This is a genomic window from Enterococcus sp. AZ020, from assembly GCF_050499205.1.
GTDB classification, from domain to species: Bacteria; Bacillota; Bacilli; order Lactobacillales; family Enterococcaceae; genus Enterococcus_L; species Enterococcus_L dunnyi.
The window spans coordinates 878,240-901,114 of record NZ_JBIPAT010000001.1 but is presented as its reverse complement, the minus strand read 5'-3'; the positions used below and the strand labels follow the sequence as shown (position 1 = coordinate 901,114).

Below are 22,875 nucleotides of genomic sequence, written 5' to 3'. Positions count from 1 at the left end.
TGATTTAAAAAATAACATGTAGTATCATTTTTTTAGGTGGTAAAAAATAATTACATTTAGGTAACCTTATTGATATCTAGTTAGAGTTTTTCTTATGTAGTAGTAGAAAAAGTAATGAGTGGGAGGGAAGAATATGTCAAAGAGAACGTCTGCCAAAAATTTAGATAATTTTAGTGAAAGAGTACCTACAAAGCAGCGTCCTAAGCGTCGTTCCCAGAATAGAACAGACTATGATCAGGTACGTCCGAAGGTTGGAAAATATGATGAAGCTGATATAAAACCGAGACGAAAATCAAAACCAAACACGGATAGAAAAAAAGGCACCTCCTTTGAAAGAAGAGATAAAGCTGCTAGGCGTCAGCGAATTCGTAAAGAAGAACCTTTTCAAAATCAGAGGATGAGAAGGCGTCATGACAGACAAGATCCCCAAGTTACTGAAAAAAAACCAGCAATCATGATTTTTTCTTTTTTTAGCAACTTATTTTTTTACGTAGTAACCATCGGAATTATTATGATGGCGGTGATGTTTTCCTTCAGTTCAAAATCTACAGCTTCGATTTTCGGCTATCGTTTCTATACAGTGTTGACGAATTCGATGGTCCCGCAAGAAAATGGTCCAAAGGGTGGTTTTTATGCTGGGGATATCGTGATCGTCAAAATGACAGATGGAACAAAAGTAAAGAAAGATGACATCGTGACGTTTGCTGTTGGCGATGGTTCCCGCTATTTGACACACAGAATGGTCGATCGTAAAGATGAGCTGAATGGTGAAAAAGGTGATTTTTTGATCACTAAGGGGGATGCTAACAAAAGTAATGATCCGCCGATAGCTGCAGATCGTGTATTAGGTAAAGTGATCGTAGCAGTTCCAAAAATCGGTAATCTTTTAGATTTTATTCGGGAAGAATTTTGGGCATGTCTGATCTGTGTTCTTTCTTTATACGGATTTTTCTTAGTATTGAAAGCCTATTTGTTTTCACCCAAAGAAGAATATATCAGAAGAAAAAAGACAACAAAACATCCAGCATATGGACAGTGATATTAGCACGTCGTCTTTTGATGGCGGCGTGAGAATATAAATTATTATCTTTAGGAGGATAAAGAAAAATGAAAAAGAACAAAAAGAAAAAGTTGGTAGCTGCTGCACTTTTAGCATTATTGGCAGCAGGAGCAGGTACTTTTGCGTGGATCAATTCTCAAGATCAACGAATCAACCGTGTGAAGACTGCAGCAATCAAAGACGGTAGTGTCAGCGTTGAAGAGTTGTGGAATCCAAAGCCGATCGTACCAGGAACTGATGCAACGAAAGAAGTAGCAGTGACAAATTCTGGGAATACGCCTGTTTTTGTGCGCGTGTCTTATGAAGAAGTATTAAATTATCTAACAGAAAAAGGTGCAGTGACAAATCGGACTGAAGGTTGGAAAAAGAGTGCTACACCAGCAATGTCAGATGATGTACCTGTAGAATTTGACGGTGAAAAGTATACAGCAGCCGGCAGTGGTTATACAGATGTGACAGGAAAAGTAAAAGACAGTCAAGGAGCGGCTTTACCAACTGGAGTTAAAGTCTATGCAAAAGGGTCTGTCACAAAAGATCCTGTGACTGGCGATGAAAATACTACGTTTAGCTATTCTGCATTTTTCGAGTATAGTTCTGGGAAATTTCAGGCAATGACGACAGACATTTCTGTGAAAAGCGGCAATACGGTCGGCTCATCAGCAGAAGACTGGGAATTTGTCATGAATAAAGCTGAGTATTCTGTTTATAAAGGTGGTTACAGTAATAACGTAGCCAACTGGGCGGCATCTACACTAGAAGGTGCATCAGCTGAAGCAACTGCTGCAAAAGCCTCTCTACTGGGGAGTGCAGGAAAGAAATACGATGTAGATTATGACTATAAAGCAACAACTTTGGGTCTTACGAGCATTCCAGCAGCGGCACCTGCAACAGCAGCTGAACAAATTCCAACAGCTTCATCAGATAAAAAAGGTGTTCAAGCAGATAAAGCAGCTTTGGGCATCAGCGGAATTCATATAGAATATGGGACGGATATGACTGTAACGACAGCTTTAGCAAATAATAAGTGGGCATACAATAAAGAAGATGGCTATTTCTATTTCACAAGCCCGATCAATTCAGGTGCTACAACTCCGCACTTGTTGAAAAAATTAGTATTTACAAATGCAATAGGAACGGAATATACAAATGCAACATATGACTTGATCGTAAAAATGGAGGCTATTCAAGCGACAAAAGAAGCCTTGACAGATACGACTGGTTGGAGTTTACAAGGCGCAGATGGTTCAGAGACAAAAACGATCACTGAATATCTAGCAGGCCAAGCAGCAAGTTAATTTTTTTAGAAGGATAAATTAGGAAGGGGAAAAATCATGCTGCAATTACTGGTACAAAAACGTCTGCCGAGTCTAGTTTTATATAGCTTAGTAAGCATTATGATCACTTTTAATAGCGGAACGCTTTTAGCTGTTGCAAGTCAAACCCTTCCTCCAGGATTGATCATTGGCGATGAGACGGGGATATCTGCTTCTTCGGAAGGAGAATATTATGTCGATTTGCCAAATGTTCTGCCGGGAGAAAGTTATGAAAAAATAATTACGATTCGCGGTTTAGATATCAAAGAACCATTTGAATTGGGAATTTTAGTTACGCCAGACTCATCGAAAGGGCTTATCGATTTTAATCAGCTGATTACTTTGACTTTGACCTTGGATGATAAGGTTTTATATCAGGGACCTTTATTAGGCAATGGAGAATTTGATTGGACAGTTCAGCCATTGATCATCGGAACATGTGAGTATGGAACAGATCAAATTTTAACTGCTCGTTTTGATGTCGATAAAAATTTTACAGCAGCTGATTTTAAAGAAGAAAGCCAATTACTTTATCATTGGACATTTGTCGCCACAAAAAATCAACCCGAAACACTGACTTCCACAAGTAAGGAGCCAGTGTCTAAGGAAAAAGAACAGTCTAAGGGGATGTTTCCTCTGACAGGGGAAGAAATCAGAAATTTGATTTATAAGATTTTAACAGGATTACTATTGGTGTTGATCAGCATTCTGCTATGGAAGAAGCATAAAGAAGAACCAAGTAAAAAAGGATCGTGAAAGGGGGCTGCAAATGAAAAAAGGAAAACGTCTATTAAAAATTATTCACACACATAAATTGTTGTGGGGCTTATTTTCTATTGTTTTAAGCTTATTGCTTGTCGTAGGGACTACATACTCTTGGATTACATATAGTGATGACCGGATCAATCGAAATAAGCCTAATAGTAAACAATTTTCTGTTGTGATCGATGAATCATTTACCCCAAATTTGCAGTGGAGCCCAGGTACAGTAACAGAAAAAAGATTACTTATCAAAAATGACGGACAGCTTCCTGCATTTGTCCGAGTCTCTCTTTATGAATTTCTTGCTCATTTTGAACTAGATATGGTTGATGGTACAGGAAATGGCGGATTAAAAATCAGTGCTGTATCGAGTGGAACAGACATGTCTGGAGATGATGCAGAGACATGGGAAAAAGGCCGTACGTATAAGCTTAAGGCTGGTCAGTATTATACTGTAGCCGAAGTTTACAAAGGGGATAAATCAAAACCAAACACAGCATATATCTACAACGGAAACCGACCAGCCGATGGTCTAAAATATTTGATGATCAATTTCAATAATCCGGATATTTTTGATAAGGACAATCAGCCAAATAATGAGAGAAAACATTATTGGTACTATTCAGAAGGGTATTTCTATTATTCAGAAATGCTAAAACCAAAGGAAAAAACAAAAGAATTGATTCAGAATGTGAGCTTGGACAAGAATTTGCCGAATAAATATAAAGGCTCATTGTATCAGCTGGTCCCTATTATGGACAGCCATGACAGTACGAAATCTTTGTTGGAGGACTGGGAGATTCCTGCTGGTTCGCATGTGGAAGCTATGTACCGTGATAAAGTACATTAGGAGGACTTAAGATGAAAGAGCAAAAACAAACGATTTATTTTGTCTGGTTATTACCGTTTTTTGTTCTGTGTTTAATAATGGGGGGAATCACGGTTTATGCTGCGATGACGATGCAGGAAGAAAAAGTGAATCGTTTTCAGATCGGAAATCAGCAAACAAAAATCGATGAAGTGTTTACTGAACCGACAACGATTTTACCAAATAAAGCAGTGGCAAAGAAAGTCGATATCACCAATACAGGAACACTCGATCAATTTGTACGTGTTTTGCTGCAGCCGGAAATTAGTATAGAAAAAGAAGGTGTGAGAAGACTTTTACCATCAAAAATCGGGGATGAGGTATTGCTGGATGTGAATACTAGCCAGTGGCGATTGGGTGAAGATGGATACTATTATTATATGGATATTTTAAAACCTGGAGTGAGTCATGCGGCGAAGAATTTATTTACGCAAGTAACTTTGAAAAGTAGTCTAGGAGCAGAATACCATGGAGCGAAGGTTAGTTTATTGGTAAAAGTGGAAGCAATCGATTGTAATAAATATTCCTATCGTGATGCTTGGTGGCAAGGAGCGGTACCTGTTCAGAAGGAATTGCTGGACATCGACAAACAGCTGGCTATTAAAGCTGAATAAAAATAGGCACATGGGATGTATATTCCATGATTGCCTTTATACTCAGCACTTATGAAATGAGTGTTTTTAATGGAGAAATCATTGATTTGATAAGTAGTGATCAAAAGGAGAGAATATGAAAAAAAGAGAGCAAAATTTGAACCAGAAAATAAAAGTAAAATGGTTGTTTTTATTGTTGCTTGCTTTGGTTGTTGGAGGTTATTTGTTTGTGAGTCAAGGCAATTTAAGGGCTTTTACGATCATCAATAAAGGTGAATTTTCTTTAAAAGCTGAAAATCGTTGGGATGGAACTGAGAAAAAAAGTTATTCTTTTTTAGAGTGGGGCGCTGTTAATGGATTAAAACAGTCGGGTTATCAATTGTTTCAATCAGAAGATGGTGTAACTTGGAATGCTCGTTCTATGAATTACGGAAAAACGATCAAAGTTTTAAATATTTATCCAGATACAGTAGATGCACGAAATCTAAAAACCTGGATGGATAGTTTAGGGCTAAAAAATTCAAAAGGAGATAGATTGATACAGGTAAGTTATGTTGCTCAAATGGTTTTTGGGTTGGATCCTGATAGCCATCTAAAAAATGCTAAAGGGGAGTATTTATATGATGTTATTATGTTTGGTTCATGGGATTATAACAATCATGTAGATATTTCAGTCGCGGCAAAAAATGCAACACAAGCATACATCGATAGCGGTAGAGGTGTATTATTCGGACACGATACGATCACTCCGAATGATCGAGGGCATACTAATTTTAATAGTTTTGCCAGTCAATTAGGGTTCAAACTACAAGCATCATCTTTTCAACTTGGTAGTACATCTGTAAAAATCAATAACAATGGCTATTTGATGAAATATCCATTTGAACTACAAAATGATTTAACCTTAACGATACCTTTGACCCATACTTGGGGACAGGGGATTTTACCTGGCTCCAGTACGATCAAATGGCTGGAATTTCAAGAACCATATAACTGGAATAAGCCTGGAGATGGTAGCGCTGATGCCACCTTTTATTTAGCTACAAACAACAATTTAGGAATGATTCAAACAGGACATAGTAATGGTCAATCAACGATGGATGAGCGCAAGATCATTGCGAATACCTTATATAATTTAGCTCAAGTATCTTTAGAAACAACAGCACAAGATTACACAGTAAAGGATGATCGGGCCCCTAAGCTAGCAACTGCTGCTCCGATGCCAAATACTAGTATAGAGAATTTTAGTATAGAAATCGATAGTACTGATGTAGGAAAAGAGTATCAGTGGTATGTAGAAGCGGATACAAGAGATGATGGCTTGAAAAAATCTGATGTAGTGAAAGAAACCATCACTAGTAATATTGCTGGTTATTTTTATAAGATCGATAATTCTGCAGCATCCAATTTAAACACTACTGTAATAGGATACAAAGATGAATTTGGTCGAATCGCTTCTGATCGTTATGATATTTATGTAGCACCTCAAGGAACAACAGATAAAAGTGCAGTAGACTATGATCCCTTAAAAGATGCAAATTTAGTTACATACAATACAAAAGGAATAATTAGCGGTATCAATGGTTTAGCTGATTATAATAAATATCTACATGTGGTTACTGTTGACCGTGCAAATAATGTTAGTGGAGTGAAGACGATCCCGCTCAAAGATCTAATACCATTGGCTAGAGTCACTGAAAGATACCTAGATACAGAAGGAAAAGAGCTTCAACCGGAAACGTATAAAGATATAGTCAAGGGAGACCATTATACTCAACGGATCAAAAATCTGAACGGTTATGCTGTAGATAGCTATCAGATCGACCGTGCAGAAGCTGTACCAAGTACAGATGAGACAACTGTTTCGATTGATAGCGTCACTCAAAATATGACAGTCACTTATTATTACAATAAATTGATTCAATTGAATCTTAGACAAGTTGTACTAGCAAGTCAGGAGGAAATTGTTGTACCAAAAAAAGGATATTTACAGCTAGATAACGGATACATAGATAAAAAAAGTAATTTGTTTAATGTAGCCGTTGATTCCGGAGTAGTGCAGGAACAAGTGTCATACACAAGTGTGGTCATTGCAAAGCAGGCAACCCATCATCAAGTTTCTGTAAAGGTATTTCCTCCTGAATATTATTCATACAGTGGTTATACAGTCACTAAAGACAACAGTATTCATGATAGTGGGATACGGGTAAATGGTGAAATTCGTTTAGATATTACTGAAACTACTGGCTATTGGTTAACTATTTATGTAGAACCTTCTATTGAGAAAGGGCGTTCGCCAGTCCCTTATAATTGGGATTATCAACGAAATAAATTAGGAGAGATCCAAATGAAGTAGGTAGATTTAGTGCAGTATGTTTCGGTGTAGTTTAAAAGAAGATATTGATATCCACACTAGCTAATAATGCTGCTGGAGAAAAAACTTGAACTATCACTTTTAATCTCAATTTTGGGAGGATAGGCATGTATATACTATTGATTGTATCGTCAATCATCATTTTTATTCACAGCTTACTGCTTGTGTATATTATCCAAAAAACTACAGCCTTGACGGATAAGGTCGAGCAGATATCACACAAGTTTGTGTCAAAAAAGAAGGGACGATCTGCGTTACGAAAAAGAAGTGAGCAGAGGAAGTAAAGAAGATGAAATTAGGTTATGTTCATGGGCATAAAGTAGATCAACAATATGATATTTTGGAATCATATGAAGTAGACGAAATTTTTTTGGATATGGATCAAGGCTATGAGTGGATATGGAAAGCTGACAGCGAGCTGCAACGATTATTGGATTACTCAGAATCAGGAGATAGTTTGGTTATATTCTCTTTAGAGGTAATATCGAGAGACTATCAAGTACTACTTAAACTATTCAGCGAATTGGAGAAATTACAGGTGGAGCTAATTGTTTTGAGCTCACCAAAACTGACATTACGTGAGTGGCAGCAAGTACTCAGTTGGGTTGCCGGAAATGATCGCTTATTGCATCCAAGAGTAATTAGTGTCAAAATGAATCGAGAAAATGAAAAAAACAGGGAAAGTTATACTGTATTTAGCAGAAAGTCAGAAGCTAAAAAGCTCTATCGAGAAATTTTTTGGAAACTTGTCAATAAGCGAAAAATAAGAGCAATTGCAAAAGAAAAGGGAATTCCTGTTGAAACTGTTTTTCGAATTCAGCAAGGGCTCAAGCGAATGAAGCTAGCGCTAATTTTCAGTATCTGTTTCCTTTTGGCGATCACCACGATCAAACTCACTGAAAATTTTTCAGATAATCTATTGATCCAGATCGTAGTCTGTATTATTACGACAATGATCATACTTTATAATGCTTTGTCAGATAGTGAATAGAAATAAAAAAGAGTTGTCCTTTTCAGTGTTTTTTGGAAAGGGATAACTCTTTTTAAGTTAAAAGGACATCTTTTCTATTCGGTCAAAGGCCTCTTTTAAAACGCTGATATCCTGAGTAGCAGCCAAACGTACATACTCATCGCCAGTAGTTTCACCAAATGCTTTCCCTGGTATCATCAGGACGTTGGTTTCTTTCAATACTTTTTCAACAAAAGGAACAGAAGTAAGATTTGTTTTAGAAATATTGATGAAGGCGTACATGCTGCCTTTCACTGGATGCAAAGATAGAAAAGGAATTTGAGCGATTCGTTGCTCTAGATACTCTAAACGTTCTTTAAACACAGAGACTACCTTAGGAACCAACTGCTCAGCATGAGTAAGAGCATAAATCCCAGCTTGCTGCGATGGGCTTGGAGCTGAGTACGTGATACTTTCATTTATTAGTTTAGCAGCTTCATTAATATAATCTGGTGCGATCATATAGCCGATTCGCCAACCTGTCATAGCAAAAGCTTTTGAAAAGCTGCTGAAAGTAATCGTATGTTCTGGTGCAAAAGAAGCCATGGGTACAAACTCATCATAAAAACAAAAAGCTTCATAGACTTCATCTGAAAGAATATAAAAATTATGTTCGATCGCAAGTTCTGCGATTGCTTTAAAGGTTTCAGGTGAAAAAACAGCACCCGTTGGATTGTTAGGCGAATTGATAATGATTGCTTTTGTCTTGTCAGTGATCGCTGCTTTTAAGACCTCGATGTTGATTTGAAATCCATCTTCTTCATAAGTAGGAATGAACACTGGTTTTCCACCTGCGAAGATCACTTGATCTTTATAAGGTGAGAAATAAGGTTCGTGAATAATTACTTCATCATCAGGGTCTAACAGAACTTGTAAAGTCAAATACATCCCATGTAAAGCACCAACTGTAGCACGAATTTGTGAAGTATCAAAGGATAACCCGTACTGTTTTTGATAGAAAGCTGAAACAGCTTCGAGAAATTCTTGACTACCGCCTGAAGCAGTATATTTTGTATGGCCCTTTTTCGCATCGTTGAATGCTGCGTTGATGATCGTTTCATCGGTGATCAAATCGGGATCTCCAATTGATAGATCCAGTAAATCTGGTACTTGTTTTGCTAAAGTAGCAATATCCATTAGAATATTTTCTGCTGGCGTTTGGTGACGTTGAGCAATGTTTGAAATGTCCATGTTTTTCCTCCTGTTACGTTATGCTTACTTTATTTATTTTATTCCTAATTTGCTAATTGTTAAAGAGGGCAAAGTAAATGAATGATCATTTACTCAGCCCTCTGCGCTATTATAGTACTTTTCTTAAAAAGTCTTGTGTTCTTGGATTTTTTGGTTGTCCGAATATTTCTTCTGGAGTTCCTTCTTCTTGAACGATCCCAGCATCCATAAAAATCACGCGATCTGCTACTTCCCGGGCAAAGCCCATTTCATGTGTCACAACGACCATAGTCATTCCTTCGACGGCTAAGGCTTTCATTACAGATAAAACTTCGCCAACCATTTCTGGATCAAGTGCAGATGTAGGCTCATCGAACAACATTACATCCGGGTTCATCGCTAAAGCTCGGGCGATCGCTACACGCTGTTGTTGGCCACCAGATAGACTTGATGGATAACTGCTGCTTTTATCTTTTAAGCCGACCTGCTCTAATAGGGCTAGGGCTTTTTCTTTTGCCGCTGTAGGTGATTCTTTTTTGACTTTGATCGGACTGATCGTTAGATTGTCCAATACAGTTTTATGCGGGAAAAGATTGAAGTTTTGAAAAACCATGCCCATTTTTTGACGCAAAGCATCAATATCCGTATCTTTATCCAGTAAGTTTTTTCCTTCAAATTCGATCACACCGGCTGTTGGTTGTTCCAGTAAATTCAAACAGCGAAGAAATGTACTTTTTCCGCTACCAGATGGGCCGATGATCACGACCACTTCTCCAGCTTTGACATCTAAGTCTATGCCCTTTAAGACTTCATTTTTTCCAAAGGTTTTGTGTAAATTTTTAATATTAATCACTAGTACTCATTCTCCTTTCAGCAACACCTAATAGGCGGGAAATAGTAAAGGTCAACACAAAGTAAATCAATGATACAACAAGATATGGCAAGAATGGTTTGAAGCTGGCTCCTTGTACATTTCCGGCTTGGAAGATCAATTCAGAAACACCGATAACTGAAACAACGGAAGATTCTTTGATAACTGTTACAAATTCATTTCCAAGTGCTGGTAAGATATTTTTGATTGCTTGAGGTAATATGATATAACGCATGGCCTGTGGCTGATTCATACCAAGAGAACGAGCGGCTTCTAACTGTCCTTTGTTTACAGCATTGATTCCTGCACGAACGATTTCAGCGACATAGGCACCACTATTTAGGGCCAAGGCTATACAACCAGCTGCGATTTTCGATAAGTCCAGTCCTAATACACCAGTACCAAAGTAAACGATAAAAATTTGTACTAATAAAGGAGTACCACGGACATATTCGATATATGCAATTGCAATACCGCGCAGAATTTTTGATTTAGACAATTTCATTAGTGCTAGCAAGCCACCCAAGATCGCACCGAATAACACACCCATAAAGGCTAGGAAAATCGTGTAGCCAGCGCCGCTAATGTAAAATTTGCCATATTTTCCAAGGAAACTCTCATCATCTGTAAACATCAATTTTCCGGCTTCTTTTTTATAGCCTTCCAATAAGTTATTGTCATTGATTGTTTGGATCGAAGCGTTGACTTTTTGTTCTAAAACTGGTGCATTTTTTGGAATAGCGACAGCTGCGTCTTTTTTTCCTTGTTCGAATGTGACATCTGCAAAAGTTAAATTAGTATCTCGATCCACATAGGCTTCTGCTACAGGGCCTTCTAACACAGCGGCCTCTACTTTTTTATTCTTTAAGTTCATGATGATATCAGGAACCTTTTGCAAAGAAGTCGGCACAGAACCAATTAATTCGGTTTTTGCTAGTTCTTCTTGCGTCGTTTGCTTTTGAACGCCGACTTTCACACCATCAAAATCATTTGTCGATTGAAATCTATCTTTATCATCTTTTCTGACAACCACTTTTTGCTGGACAGTCATGTAAGGATGAGAGAAGTTAACTTCTTTTAGACGTTCGGGTGTTGGCGCCATACCTGAAATGATCAAATCGATTTTTCCAGTTTTCAAGGCACCTAATAAGGCATCAAAACCTAATTCTTCGATTTTTAATTTTACCCCCAGATCATCAGCGATTTTTTGAGCGATAGAAATATCGAACCCTACGATCTGGTCTTTGCCATCAACGTCTGCATGGAATTCATACGGTGCATAGTCAGCAGATAGCCCGACAATCAGTTCGCCTCGTTTCATAATGCTGTCGTAGACAGGATCTTCCTCTTGAGCAAAACTAGTAGTTGCAGGAAGAAAGGTTAAGAGTACCAGTAATACTGGCATAATGAGTGCTAAAACTTTTTTTGGTAGTTTCATTTTTTTGTCTCCTTTATAGTAGATTAGTGGAAGTAAGCAATACTTCGATTGATTTCTGATAAATATACTGAAAAAATCAAATAAATGTATAAAAATTTATTGTTTTCGGATGTGATTTATCATATCATAGATTAAGGGAAAGGAAAAGTGGATTTAACCAAAGAATTTATAAAAATTCACTTTTGCATAAAAAATCAAGAAAAATGGAAGGTCGGAAAGAATGAATCAATCGTTGATAGTAAGAGGAGCACCACAAGAATATGAATGTCGGATCGGTGCGTGGGATGACTTAGAGGCGCATTTAAATAGAAGAAATATTAAACGTGTGATGGTGTTGCATGGCAAGAATTCATGGGAAGCTGCCAAAGTGTATTTTCCAGAACTAATGAATATAGATGCATTTTTTGTATATTATGGTGGTGAATGCACAGATGAAAAAACAAATGACTTAAAAAAACAGTTTGAGCAACATGATTTAGAAGGGATTATTGCTGTCGGGGGCGGGAAAATTGCAGATTTGGCTAAAGCAGTAGCGAACCAATGTGAAGTTCCTGTGTTGATTTTACCAACGCTAGCTGCGACTTGCGCAGCGTATACCCCCTTAAGTGTTATCTATGATAAAGAAGGTTCAATGGTTCGCTATGATGTATTTGCTAAAAGTAATGCGCTGGTTTTGATCGAACCGAAAGTCATTCTGAATTCGCCGGTCGAATTGATGATCGCAGGAATTGGTGATACAGTGGCTAAATGGTATGAAGCAGATGCGATGATCTCGCAGCTATCTGTCCAATCGATAGAGATACAGGTGGCAGCTTTTGCCGCTCAAAAATGTCGGGAAGTGTTGTTGACAGATAGTCAGGCTGCTCTTGAGGCGATGCAAAAGCAAGAAATCAATCAAGCCTTTTTAAACGTTGTGGAAACCAATATTTTATTAGGCGGAATGGTTGGCGGCTTTGGTGATGATTATGGTCGAACGGCAGGTGCACATTCGATTCATGATGCGTTGACGATTTTACCAGAAAGCCACCAACAATTACACGGGAACAAGGTTGCTTATGGCGTGTTTGTTCAGCTAGTGATCGAGGATAAATGGACTGAGATCGAAACGTTGATTCCATTTTACCGTGAGTTACAATTGCCGATTTCATTAAAAGAGATGAATATGGTTTTAACAGAGGAAGAATACCAACGTGTAGCTGAACGTGCTGCTGAGCCGCATGAAACGATTCATTATATGAAGGAAACAATTACTCCGGAGGTAGTGAAAGATGCTATGATCAAGTTGGAAGCAGCAATGAGTACTAAATAGAAATGTATGCTGTTTTTGTCTCCGTCGTTCATTAAAAAAGAGCTTTCGTCATCACAGGTTAAGAGATGACGAAAGCTCTTTTTGATTATCTAAGGATATGCTAAAGAAAGCCTGTAAAACCTTGCAAAGCCATTAAAAAAAAAGTATGATGAAGAAAGTGTGAATCCACAAAAGAAAGTAGGGAAATGAATGACGGAACCAGCCATTCGTTATCGTTTAATAAAAAAAGAAAAACATACAGGTGCTCGTTTAGGCGAATTGATTACGCCGCATGGAACGTTCCCAACACCGATGTTTATGCCAGTAGGAACGTTAGCGACAGTAAAAACAATGTCACCAGAAGATTTAAAAGAAATGGGTGCAGGTGTGATCTTAAGCAACACCTATCATTTATGGCTTCGTCCAGGTGATGACTTGATCGCAGAAGCTGGCGGCTTACATAAATTTATGAATTGGGATCAACCGATTTTGACCGATTCAGGTGGTTTTCAAGTATTCTCGTTGAGTGATATGCGTAAAATCACTGAAGAAGGGGTTCATTTTAGACACCATTTAAATGGTTCAAAATTGTTCCTTTCACCAGAAAAAGCAATCAACATTCAAAACAACTTAGGCTCAGATATCATGATGAGCTTTGATGAATGTCCACCGTTTGATGAAAGCTATGATTATGTGAAAAAATCGATCGAACGGACATCACGCTGGGCAGAACGCGGCTTGAAAGCTCATGCACATCCAGACCGTCAAGGTTTATTTGGGATCATTCAAGGGGCCGGTTTTGAAGATTTACGTCGTCAAAGTGCGAAGGACCTGATCAGTATGGACTTTCCAGGATATTCGATCGGCGGATTATCTGTTGGTGAACCGAAAGCAGAAATGAACCGAGTGCTTGATTTCACCACTCCTTTGATCCCTGATAATAAGCCAAGATATTTGATGGGTGTAGGAACAGCAGATTCATTGATCGATGGCGTGATTCGCGGGATCGATATGTTTGACTGTGTTTTACCGACTCGGATTGCTAGAAATGGTACATGTATGACTTCGAAAGGCCGTTTAGTCGTTAAAAATGCGCAGTATGCCAGAGATTTCCGTCCGTTGGATGAAAAATGCGATTGCTATACATGTAAAAATTATACGCGTGCATATATTCGTCATTTGATCAAAGCAGATGAAACCTTCGGTATTCGTTTGACATCGTATCACAATCTATACTTCTTATTGAATGTGATGAAACAAGTGCGTCAAGCGATCATGGATGATAATTTACTAGAATTTCGTGAAGCCTTTTTTGAGGAATATGGATTCAACAAAGAGAATGCGAAAAGTTTCTAATAATTTGATCAAAAGACTGGTGTTGTAAAGGAAGTTTTGTTACAGTAAACTAGTGATTATATGATAGAGAGGTGAATAAGAATGGGCGGAGGACTTTCGTTTATTTTACCATTAATTCTTTTAGGAGGAATGATGTTTTTCATGACACGTTCCCAGAAGAAACAACAAAATGAGCGTCAAACACTTTTAGATGCAATGAAAGTGGGCGATGAAGTGGTTACGATCGGTGGCTTACACGGTGTGATTTCTGAATTTGACAGTGAAAAAAGAACAGTATTGATCGATTGCGAAGGAATCGTACTAGAATTTGATCGCGCGGCGATCAAAACTGTAAAACCGGGTACGACTGTAGTCAACGATAGTGATGTTACAGCAGTCGAAGCAAAAGAAGAAACAGTTGTTGAAGAACCAACAACAACAGAAACTTCTGACAACGATGACACGAAAGAATAATTCCAGCTTGCTGGAATTTTTTCTTTCTAACTAGAATGACCATCGTGTTGTTCGGTATATTACATAGTTGATTCTTTAGAAAGAAGGGATGCGTCATCGAAAAGTTATCTTGGCGCCAGCGTTTTTTGGTGAAAAAAGAATTGAAAACAACGTGTCAGTCTTTTCGAGAGCTTGGCTATTCTTCCGTTGACGAAAAAGAATTGATGCACTATCTTGTTTCTTATCGTTGGAAAAAGAATGCACCAGCATCGATTCAAGCGTGTCGAGAAGATATTTTACATATTAAGCCAAATGAATTTTTTGATTATCAACAACTGATTGCACAAACAAGCAAAATGACGATCAATGATTGGCAGGATTTAAAAGACTTATTCTAGAAATAGAATAGGTCTCAGACTGTAGACAAATACGTTTAGGTTTCTAGAAATAGAAATTCTGAACGTATTTTTTATTTATTTCTGAAAAAAGAGCAAAAAAAGAAAGGTTCTCGCCCTTTTCTTTAGCCCCATAGGGCTAACTTTTTCAAATTCATGGCAGCAAAAATCAGCCGCGTATGGACAGCGACTTTTTCTAAGGTTCGATACTTTGTCCAGCGCATTCCGTGTTTTTCTTTGGCATCCGCAAAAACTCGCTCAATTGTTTCTTTTCGTTTGCCATAAGTTTCTCGATTAAACGCGGTATGTCGAAGATGTTCCGCTTCTTCTAAGCCCTTTTTCCAAACATGACGTGTGATGACCTTTTGGTGGCTTTCACTCCGTGTGCATTGCGTTAATTGAGGACAGTTTTGGCAAATATAACTTTTGGATTTATACTCACGATATCCTTCTCGAGTAATGGTGGAAAAAGACAATACTCTATTTTCTGGGCATAAGTAACAGTCGTAGTATTCATCATAAACAAATTGTTTTTTAGGGAGTAGCGTTCGATCGCCACGAGGTCTTGTATAAGGGAGAACAGGGCGAAGATTTCTCCGTCGGAGAAATTCTACAAAAGTAGCTGTTTTATACCCAGCATCTGCCGCAACAGCACGTACTTTGGGAAATTTGTGACAAACGGTTTTCACTAAATTCGGAGCCACTTGACTGTCATGAAGGTTTCCGGGGGTAACAATAACATCTAGAATAAAGCCGTGTTCATCACAAGCTGTATGAGCAGAATAAGCAAATTGTTTCTCTCGTTCCCCTTTTACATAATAACCACTTTCAGGATCAACTTTACTTATTTTCCGTTCTTTCAACTCACTTTCTGTTGGGAAAATAAAAGGACGCTTTCCTGCCTTGATGCGTTCCTCGTTAATTTCTTTCTCTAATTCTGATTGATAGGCCTTAGCTTCAATATGGGTCATTTCTCTAGTAAAATGGTGCTTGTTTGCATTGGCTTTGATATGAGTAGAATCCATATAGAGAACATCTTCCGTAACCATCCGAGCTTTGACAGCTTGTTCCAGTATGTAGGCAAAGATATCTTCAAAGAGTGTGGTCTCTCGAAAGCGGCGAACATAGTTTTTTCCAAAGGTAGAGAAATGTGGAATGGTTTCATTGAAATCGTAGCCTAAAAACCAACGATAAGCGACATTCGTGTCTATTTCTTTTATGGTTTGACGCATGGAACGGATACCAAAGAGATATTGAATGAAGACGATTTTGACTAAAACCACAGGATCAATACTTGGTCGACCTAAGGTCGAATAAGTTGATTCAACAATTGGATAAATGAAGGTAAAATCGATTGCTTTATCTACTTTTCGAATCAAGTGATCTGTTGGGACAAGTTCTTCCAAGGAAATCATCATGTACTGATCTCTGCCATTCATTGGGTGTTTTGTCATCATTTTTCCCACTCTCCTTTAAAACGTTTTCATACGTTAAGTATAAAAGAAAAAACTGTAGACGTCATCCCTTTTTTAGGACTTTGTCTACAGTCTGAGACTTATTCTAGAAATAGAATAGGTCTTTTTATTTTCTTTTAAAAGAGAACGCTTACTTGAAATCGAGTGGATAAAAACTTGCACAAATGTGAAAAAAATCACAAAAAACTATTTACAAGAAAAAAATATTGTTGTATGATGTGTATGTGAAATGATTAACAAACAAAAATACATGATTCAATTTTCAGGAGGATTTTAAAATGGCTAAAACAACCAAGAAAGAAGAGACTCAAACAACTGATGTAGCAGCGATGATCGATGAGCTAGCGAAAAAAGCAAATATTGCTTTAAAAGAAATGGAAGATTTTGATCAAGCAAAAGTTGACCATATTGTGCATCAAATGGCAATGGCTGCTTTAGATCAACACATGCCTTTAGCAAAAATGGCTGTTGAAGAAACTGGCCGCGGAATTTATGAAGACAAAGCAATCAAAAACATGTATGCCTCTGAATATATCTGGAACAGCATCAAGCATGATAAAACAGTTGGTGTGATCAATAAAGATGACCAAACTGGTTTGATCGAAATTGCTGAGCCTGTCGGTGTGGTTTGCGGGGTAACACCAACAACAAATCCAACATCAACAACAATTTTTAAAGCCTTGATCGCACTTAAGACACGTAATCCTATCGTTTTTGCATTCCACCCTAGCGCTCAAAAATGTTCTGCTGAAGCAGCACGCATCGTTCGTGATGCGGCAATCAAAGCAGGTGCTCCTGAAAACTGTGTACAATGGATCGAACAACCATCACTAGAAGCAACTTCTGGTTTGATGAACCATCCGGGAATCGCCATCGTTTTAGCCACTGGTGGTGCAGGTATGGTGAAATCAGCTTACTCAACTGGTAAACCAGCATTAGGAGTAGGTCCTGGTAATGTTCCTTCTTATATTGAAAAATCAGCTAAAATCAAACGTGCAGTAAACGATTTGATCGTTTCAAAATCATTCGATAATGGGATGATTTGTGCTTCTGAACAGGCTGTGATCGTAGATAAAGAGATTTATGCAGCTGTTAAAGCTGAATTTGAAGCACATCAAGTGTACTTCGTAAAACCAAATGAATTACAAAAACTTGAAGATGCAGTAATGAACGAAGGAAAATATGCAGTTAATCCTGCAATCGTTGGTTACTCTGCTGAGCATATCGCTGACCTAGCGGGGATCAAAGTACCAAAGGGAACAAAAATCTTAGTTGCAGAAATCGAAGGAGCAGGTGCTGAGTACCCACTTTCTCGTGAAAAATTATCACCAGTTCTTGCAATGATGAAAGCGAAAAATACAGACCATGCCTTTGACTTATGTGAAGCAATGCTTGAATTAGGCGGCCTAGGACATACTGCTGTGATCCATACAGAAGACGAAGACTTACAAGTGAAATTCGGTTTACGCATGAAGGCTTGCCGTATCTTGGTAAACTCTCCATCTGCTGAAGGCGGAATCGGAAATATCTACAACGAAATGATTCCTTCATTGACATTAGGTTGCGGATCATATGGTAAAAATTCTGTCTCTAAAAACGTATCTGCTGTCAACTTGATCAACGTCAAAACTGTAGCGAAACGGAGAAATAATATGCAATGGTTTAAATTACCACCAAAAATTTTCTTTGAAAAAAATTCATTACAATACCTACAAAAAATGGAAAATGTTGAACGTGTTATGATCGTTTGTGATCCAGGTATGGTTCAATTCGGTTATGCTGATACAGTTCGTAAAGAATTACAAAAACGTAAAAATGATGTTCAAATCGAAGTTTTCTCAGCTGTAGAACCAAACCCATCAACAAATACAGTTTACGCTGGAACAAAAGTGATGGTTGATTTTGAGCCTGATACGATTATTGCTTTGGGTGGCGGATCTGCAATGGACGCAGCTAAAGGAATGTGGATGTTCTATGAGCACCCAGATACAGAATTCTTTGGAGCAAAACAAAAATTCTTGGATATCCGTAAACGTACGTACAAAATCGACAAACCAGTTAAAACACAGTTTGTATGTATTCCAACAACATCAGGTACAGGTTCAGAAGTAACACCATTTGCGGTTATCACAGATAGCGAAACACATGTAAAATACCCATTAGCTGATTATGCATTGACACCAGATGTAGCGATCGTCGATCCTCAATTTGTTATGTCAGTTCCAGCTTCTGTTACAGCGGATACTGGTATGGATGTATTGACACATGCGATCGAATCTTATGTTTCTGTTATGGCTTCTGATTATACTCGCGGATTAAGCTTACAAGCGATCAAATTAGTTTTCGATCACTTAGAAAATTCTGTGAAACGCCCAGATGCGGAATCTCGTGAAAAAATGCATAACGCTTCTACAATGGCTGGTATGGCATTTGCCAATGCATTCTTAGGAATTTGTCACTCTGTAGCACATAAAATTGGTGGAGAATATGGTATTCCTCACGGACGTACAAATGCGATTTTATTACCGCATATCATCCGTTACAATGCCAAAGATCCTTCAAAACATGCAATGTTCCCTAAATATGACTACTTCCGCGCAGACACAGACTACGCTGATATCGCGAAGTTCTTAGGTCTTAAAGGTAAAAATACTGCTGAATTAGTTGATGCATTAGCTAAAGCAGTGTACGATTTAGGTATAGCAGTTGGAATCGACATGAACCTTAAAGCACAAGGTGTAACACAAGAAATCCTTGATTCTACTGTCGACCACATGGCTGAATTAGCATACGAAGATCAATGTACGACTGCTAATCCAAAAGAACCATTGATCAGTGAATTAAAACAAATCATCATTGATGCATATAATGGATAATTAAAAAATGGAAGGATGACTTGAAAAAGTTATCCTTCTTTTTTTTATTCAGTTATACTAATAATAAAAAGTGAGGAGGATAAAACGATGACGATCAGAGTAGCAAAAAGAACGGATATACAGGCAATCAATCGATTGAATACACAGACATTACAGCATGAATATCCTTTAAAAGAAGCAAAAGAGCGATTGGCATATATACTTTCATCACCAACCAATCAATTGTTTGTAAAAGAAAGCCATGATCAGGTGGTTGGCTATATTCAACTAAGTGAGTATATCTGCACATATGGACCGGTTTTGATGAATGTTTTAGGGTTAGCCGTCGATGAAGCATTTCAACATCAAGGAATCGGTAAGGAATTATTGAAGCATAGTGAACAGTGGGCAAAAGAGCAAGGAGCACAAGGGCTGCGTTTGAATTCAGGAATAGAACGAACGGAAGCACATCGATTTTACCGACATGTTGGATACAAGGAAATCAAAAAGCAAATCAATTTCAGAAAGTTATTTTGACAAAAAATCAGATTGACAAGTCAAAGGTTAAAATGATACGATTTAAACAATCAAGTGAAGAAAGGAGAGAACATCATGAAAGCATTTGTAAAAACAGCAATCAATCATCGAATGATCAAAAACGACAAGTATCAGTCAAAAAAAGCTGGGCACGCCTTTTGTGGTGTTCTCTTTTAAGTAGATAAAATTTCTGTATAGAAGTTTATAGACGGAGCTGTAGATCGTAGATGATCGTACAGCTTCGTCTTTTTTATTTTTTTGGAGGTGAATCCAATGAGTGGAAAAGGAAAGAGTAATCAAGCAGGCTAAGGAATGCGGCCGCATTTTGCATTCCAATAAATAAAAGAACGAGGAATCAGAATGTTAACAATTAAAGGGAAATATAATGAAGCGCAGGTCTACACAGAAATGTTGGACGATGCTACGATTGGACAGATCATATCTTTATGTAATCAGGAGTTTGCCAAAGAAAGTCAGATCAGAATCATGCCGGATACACATAGTGGTTCAGGCTGTGTGATCGGCACAACAATGACGATCCAAGATAAAGTAGTGCCAAATTTAGTAGGAGTTGATATCGGCTGTGGACTCTATGTTGTAAAACTAAAGAAATCGATCAAAACCAATTTTGACAAATTAGATCGAATCATCCGTACAAGAATTCCAAGCGGGTCGAATTCTCATGATAAAAGCTATTATGAATTTGAATTAGGTGACATCCATGCGCCGATCCATAAAGGTTGGGCGTTAAGAAGCTTGGGAACATTAGGCAGCGGAAACCATTTTATCGAAGTCAATGAGGGAAAAGATGGCTTATACTTAGTCATCCATAGCGGCAGTCGCGTGCTAGGAAAAGAAATCGCTGAATATCATCAGGAAGTTGGCTATCAAAAATTATCACAACAGCGAAAAGAATTGAAAATTAGCGCATCACAGGCAACAAAGCTGGGTGAACTTGAAAAAGCTGACGAATTGATCGCTATGCGTGAAGCAATAAAAATTCCATATGAATTATCTTACGTCACAGGAAATGATTTAACGAACTACTTGAATGATATGGAAATTGCTCAAGCATACGCTGCGCTAAATCGTAAGCTTATGGCTGAAATAATTCTCAAAGGAATGAAGTGGAAAAAATCAGTCATTGAATCGTTTGACTGTCCTCATAATTATATTGATTTAGACACAAAAATGTTAAGAAAAGGGGCAGCTTCAGCAACATTAGGAGAGAAAATGATCGTACCTCTAAATATGAAAGACGGTAGTATTTTAGCTATTGGTAAGGGGAATCCAGAATGGAATCAATCAGGGCCGCATGGTGCCGGCAGACTGCTGAGCCGCTCACAAGCAAAAGCTAAAATCAGCTTAGAAAGTTATCAGCATGCAATGAAAAATGTATGGACGACCTCTGTATCGAAGAAAACTATCGATGAAGCACCAAAAGCATACAAGCCAATGAAACAATTACTTGCAGATGTTACAAGTACGATGGACGTTCAAGAAGTGATCCGACCGTTATATAATTTTAAAGGATAGATATGAAAGCGTAGGTGCGTACTCATGGATGGAAGAATAATCATGGTGAAAAAAATTGGTAGAGAAGCACAAGGTGAAAATAAACAGTTGATTGCAATGGACGATGTCAAAGGTAGAGAACCAGATAAAGGAAAATTGGCCGACCATTTATTAAACGCATTTAAAGGAACGATCGATGATCAAGGTGAAGACTTAAAACAATGGCAAAATGAGGTAAATCAATTTTTTCAAGGAAAATACGGACCGATTTTAAAAGAACATTCTTATTATCATTTGTCTTTGGGAAAAATTACGGGTAGTGTCATTGTTTCATTATTTAGGAAGATTCCTTTGATCATTTATCTAGCAGTCGATCCTGCTAGTAGAGGATCGGGGCTATCGTATGAATTAATGGAGCAAGTGTTGTCATCGTTCACAGATACGACGTATAAACATATTTTTCTTGTGGTAACATCAGGCAACATATCTGCCAAAAGGGTGTATGACCGTCTTGGTTTTGAATACGCAGGAACGGATTGGGATATGATTTTGCAAAAGCAATCCTTTTCCAATTAATGAATGAGACATATATAATCAAGCTAAAGGAATAAAAGCACTGATGATTCATGAAAGGAAGATTGGCTATGTCAAAATTTTCACCGTGTTTATGGTTCGATGGAAAAGTGGAGGAAGCAGCAGATTTTTATGTGGATGCGTTTGAGCAAGGAATGATCAAGCAAACAGATTACTATGTAGACAGCGAACATCAGCCGAAAGGCTCTATTTTAACGATTTCGTTATCTCTTGCAGGACAAGAATTTATTTTGTTGAACGGTGGGCCCGAATTTAAATTTACGCCAGCGATTTCTTTTTATGTAGAATGTGAGACAGAGGAACAAATCGATCAGTTGTGGAAAAAGTTAAGTCAAGAAGGCAACGTATTGATGGAATATGGGGAATATCCTTTCAGTCCTAAATTCGGCTGGGTTGCTGACAGATACGGCGTGTCATGGCAGTTGGTTTTAGCTGGGAGGCCTCAATCGATTGCACCAGCTTTTCTATTTACGAAAGAGCGGTCAGGAAAAGCGGAAGAGGCAATGAATCAATGGATCAGTATCTTTGGAGATGGAAATGTTGAATACGTTCAGAAAAATCCTGATGGTACGATTTCGCAAGCGTTATTTACGATGCATGGACAGCCGTTCCGAGTAATGGATGGTGGAGCAGTCGATCACGATTTTACATTTACTATGGCGACATCTTTTTATGTTTATTGTAAGGACCAAGAAGAAATCGATCGTTTATGGGATGCAGTAACGGCTAAGGGAAAAGAGTGGCCCTGTGGCTGGATGGAAGATGAATATGGTGTCTGTTGGCAGACTGTAACGAGTGATATGGAAAAATTATTTGATAATTCTGATCCGGATCGTGCGTACCGGGTTATGCAGGAATTGTATAAAATGAAAAAAATCGATATAGCTGCGTTACGAGCAGCTTATGAAAAAAAAGACTAGTATTAGTACTCAGGTGTGTTAAAAAAGTGAAACTGCTTCTTTTACTGATG

General features: G+C 38.0%; 20 protein-coding genes. 16 read left to right on the top strand and 4 right to left on the bottom strand.

Annotation, left to right across the window (positions count from 1 at the left end; translation table 11 throughout):
- Positions 1-133: 133 nt before the first annotated feature.
- The 7 genes from IGI58_RS04305 (at position 134) to IGI58_RS04275 (ending at position 7,961) form a co-directional block, all read left to right on the top strand.
- On the top strand, positions 134-1,039 hold the full coding sequence (locus IGI58_RS04305) for a signal peptidase I (protein WP_429954348.1): 906 nt from the start codon (positions 134-136) through the stop codon (positions 1,037-1,039).
- Positions 1,040-1,107: 68 nt separating this feature from the next.
- Complete coding sequence (locus tag IGI58_RS04300) at positions 1,108-2,355, top strand: hypothetical protein (protein ID WP_429954349.1); 1,248 nt, start codon at positions 1,108-1,110, stop codon at positions 2,353-2,355.
- A gap of 36 nt (positions 2,356-2,391) precedes the next feature.
- Positions 2,392-3,129, top strand: a complete 738-nt coding sequence (locus IGI58_RS04295) for a cell wall protein (RefSeq protein WP_429954350.1) — start codon at positions 2,392-2,394, stop codon at positions 3,127-3,129.
- 13 nt (positions 3,130-3,142) lie between these two features.
- Positions 3,143-3,985, top strand: coding sequence for a BsaA family SipW-dependent biofilm matrix protein (locus IGI58_RS04290; protein WP_429954351.1), 843 nt, complete (start codon positions 3,143-3,145; stop codon positions 3,983-3,985).
- An 11-nt stretch (positions 3,986-3,996) separates the two neighbouring features.
- A complete protein-coding gene (locus IGI58_RS04285) occupies positions 3,997-4,617 on the top strand; it encodes a hypothetical protein (protein WP_429954352.1) in 621 nt (206 codons plus the stop codon).
- Positions 4,618-4,732: 115 nt separating this feature from the next.
- Positions 4,733-6,952 carry a MucBP domain-containing protein gene (locus IGI58_RS04280; protein ID WP_429954353.1) on the top strand — a complete coding sequence of 740 codons (2,220 nt, stop codon included), beginning with the start codon at positions 4,733-4,735 and terminating at the stop codon, positions 6,950-6,952.
- Positions 6,953-7,259: 307 nt separating this feature from the next.
- Complete coding sequence (locus IGI58_RS04275) at positions 7,260-7,961, top strand: recombinase family protein (protein ID WP_429954354.1); 702 nt, start codon at positions 7,260-7,262, stop codon at positions 7,959-7,961.
- A 57-nt stretch (positions 7,962-8,018) separates the two neighbouring features.
- Here IGI58_RS04275 and IGI58_RS04270 read toward each other — a convergent pair whose 3' ends face one another.
- From IGI58_RS04270 to IGI58_RS04260, 3 genes are all read right to left on the bottom strand, one after another.
- Positions 8,019-9,170, bottom strand: coding sequence for a pyridoxal phosphate-dependent aminotransferase (locus tag IGI58_RS04270; protein ID WP_429954355.1), 1,152 nt, complete (start codon positions 9,168-9,170; stop codon positions 8,019-8,021).
- A gap of 109 nt (positions 9,171-9,279) precedes the next feature.
- Positions 9,280-10,002 (bottom strand): amino acid ABC transporter ATP-binding protein, encoded by a 723-nt coding sequence (locus IGI58_RS04265; protein ID WP_429954356.1) that lies wholly within the window; start codon positions 10,000-10,002, stop codon positions 9,280-9,282.
- Positions 9,995-11,458: an ABC transporter substrate-binding protein/permease gene (locus IGI58_RS04260; protein WP_429954357.1), complete on the bottom strand. Its 1,464-nt coding sequence runs from the start codon at positions 11,456-11,458 to the stop codon at positions 9,995-9,997. The genes IGI58_RS04265 and IGI58_RS04260 overlap by 8 nt, the downstream gene beginning before the upstream one ends.
- Positions 11,459-11,678: 220 nt before the next feature.
- On the opposite strand from IGI58_RS04260, the gene IGI58_RS04255 reads away from it, so the two are divergent.
- The 4 genes from IGI58_RS04255 to IGI58_RS04240 all read left to right on the top strand — a co-directional run bounded on the left by IGI58_RS04255 (position 11,679) and on the right by IGI58_RS04240 (position 14,932).
- The gene (locus tag IGI58_RS04255; RefSeq protein ID WP_429954358.1) at positions 11,679-12,767 is read left to right on the top strand and encodes an iron-containing alcohol dehydrogenase family protein; all 1,089 of its coding nucleotides are present in this window, start codon (positions 11,679-11,681) and stop codon (positions 12,765-12,767) included.
- A gap of 189 nt (positions 12,768-12,956) precedes the next feature.
- On the top strand, positions 12,957-14,102 hold the full coding sequence (gene tgt, locus IGI58_RS04250; RefSeq protein ID WP_225533579.1) for a tRNA guanosine(34) transglycosylase Tgt: 1,146 nt from the start codon (positions 12,957-12,959) through the stop codon (positions 14,100-14,102).
- Positions 14,103-14,183: 81 nt separating this feature from the next.
- On the top strand, positions 14,184-14,555 hold the full coding sequence (gene yajC / locus IGI58_RS04245; protein WP_429954359.1) for a preprotein translocase subunit YajC: 372 nt from the start codon (positions 14,184-14,186) through the stop codon (positions 14,553-14,555).
- Positions 14,556-14,650: 95 nt separating this feature from the next.
- The gene (locus tag IGI58_RS04240) at positions 14,651-14,932 is read left to right on the top strand and encodes a post-transcriptional regulator (protein ID WP_225550114.1); all 282 of its coding nucleotides are present in this window, start codon (positions 14,651-14,653) and stop codon (positions 14,930-14,932) included.
- Positions 14,933-15,054: 122 nt separating this feature from the next.
- Here IGI58_RS04240 and IGI58_RS04235 read toward each other — a convergent pair whose 3' ends face one another.
- Positions 15,055-16,386: an IS1182 family transposase gene (locus tag IGI58_RS04235; RefSeq protein ID WP_429952958.1), complete on the bottom strand. Its 1,332-nt coding sequence runs from the start codon at positions 16,384-16,386 to the stop codon at positions 15,055-15,057.
- 296 nt (positions 16,387-16,682) lie between these two features.
- On the opposite strand from IGI58_RS04235, the gene adhE reads away from it, so the two are divergent.
- The 5 genes from adhE (at position 16,683) to IGI58_RS04210 (ending at position 22,825) form a co-directional block, all read left to right on the top strand.
- Positions 16,683-19,280 carry a bifunctional acetaldehyde-CoA/alcohol dehydrogenase gene (gene adhE, locus IGI58_RS04230; protein WP_429954360.1) on the top strand — a complete coding sequence of 866 codons (2,598 nt, stop codon included), beginning with the start codon at positions 16,683-16,685 and terminating at the stop codon, positions 19,278-19,280.
- Positions 19,281-19,367: 87 nt separating this feature from the next.
- Positions 19,368-19,796 carry a GNAT family N-acetyltransferase gene (locus tag IGI58_RS04225; RefSeq protein WP_429954361.1) on the top strand — a complete coding sequence of 143 codons (429 nt, stop codon included), beginning with the start codon at positions 19,368-19,370 and terminating at the stop codon, positions 19,794-19,796.
- 360 nt (positions 19,797-20,156) lie between these two features.
- Positions 20,157-21,332 carry an RtcB family protein gene (locus tag IGI58_RS04220; RefSeq protein WP_429954362.1) on the top strand — a complete coding sequence of 392 codons (1,176 nt, stop codon included), beginning with the start codon at positions 20,157-20,159 and terminating at the stop codon, positions 21,330-21,332.
- A 24-nt stretch (positions 21,333-21,356) separates the two neighbouring features.
- On the top strand, positions 21,357-21,887 hold the full coding sequence (locus IGI58_RS04215) for a GNAT family N-acetyltransferase (RefSeq protein ID WP_429956314.1): 531 nt from the start codon (positions 21,357-21,359) through the stop codon (positions 21,885-21,887).
- Between the two features lie 68 nt (positions 21,888-21,955).
- Positions 21,956-22,825, top strand: a complete 870-nt coding sequence (locus tag IGI58_RS04210) for a VOC family protein (RefSeq protein ID WP_429954364.1) — start codon at positions 21,956-21,958, stop codon at positions 22,823-22,825.
- Positions 22,826-22,875 lie beyond the last annotated feature (50 nt).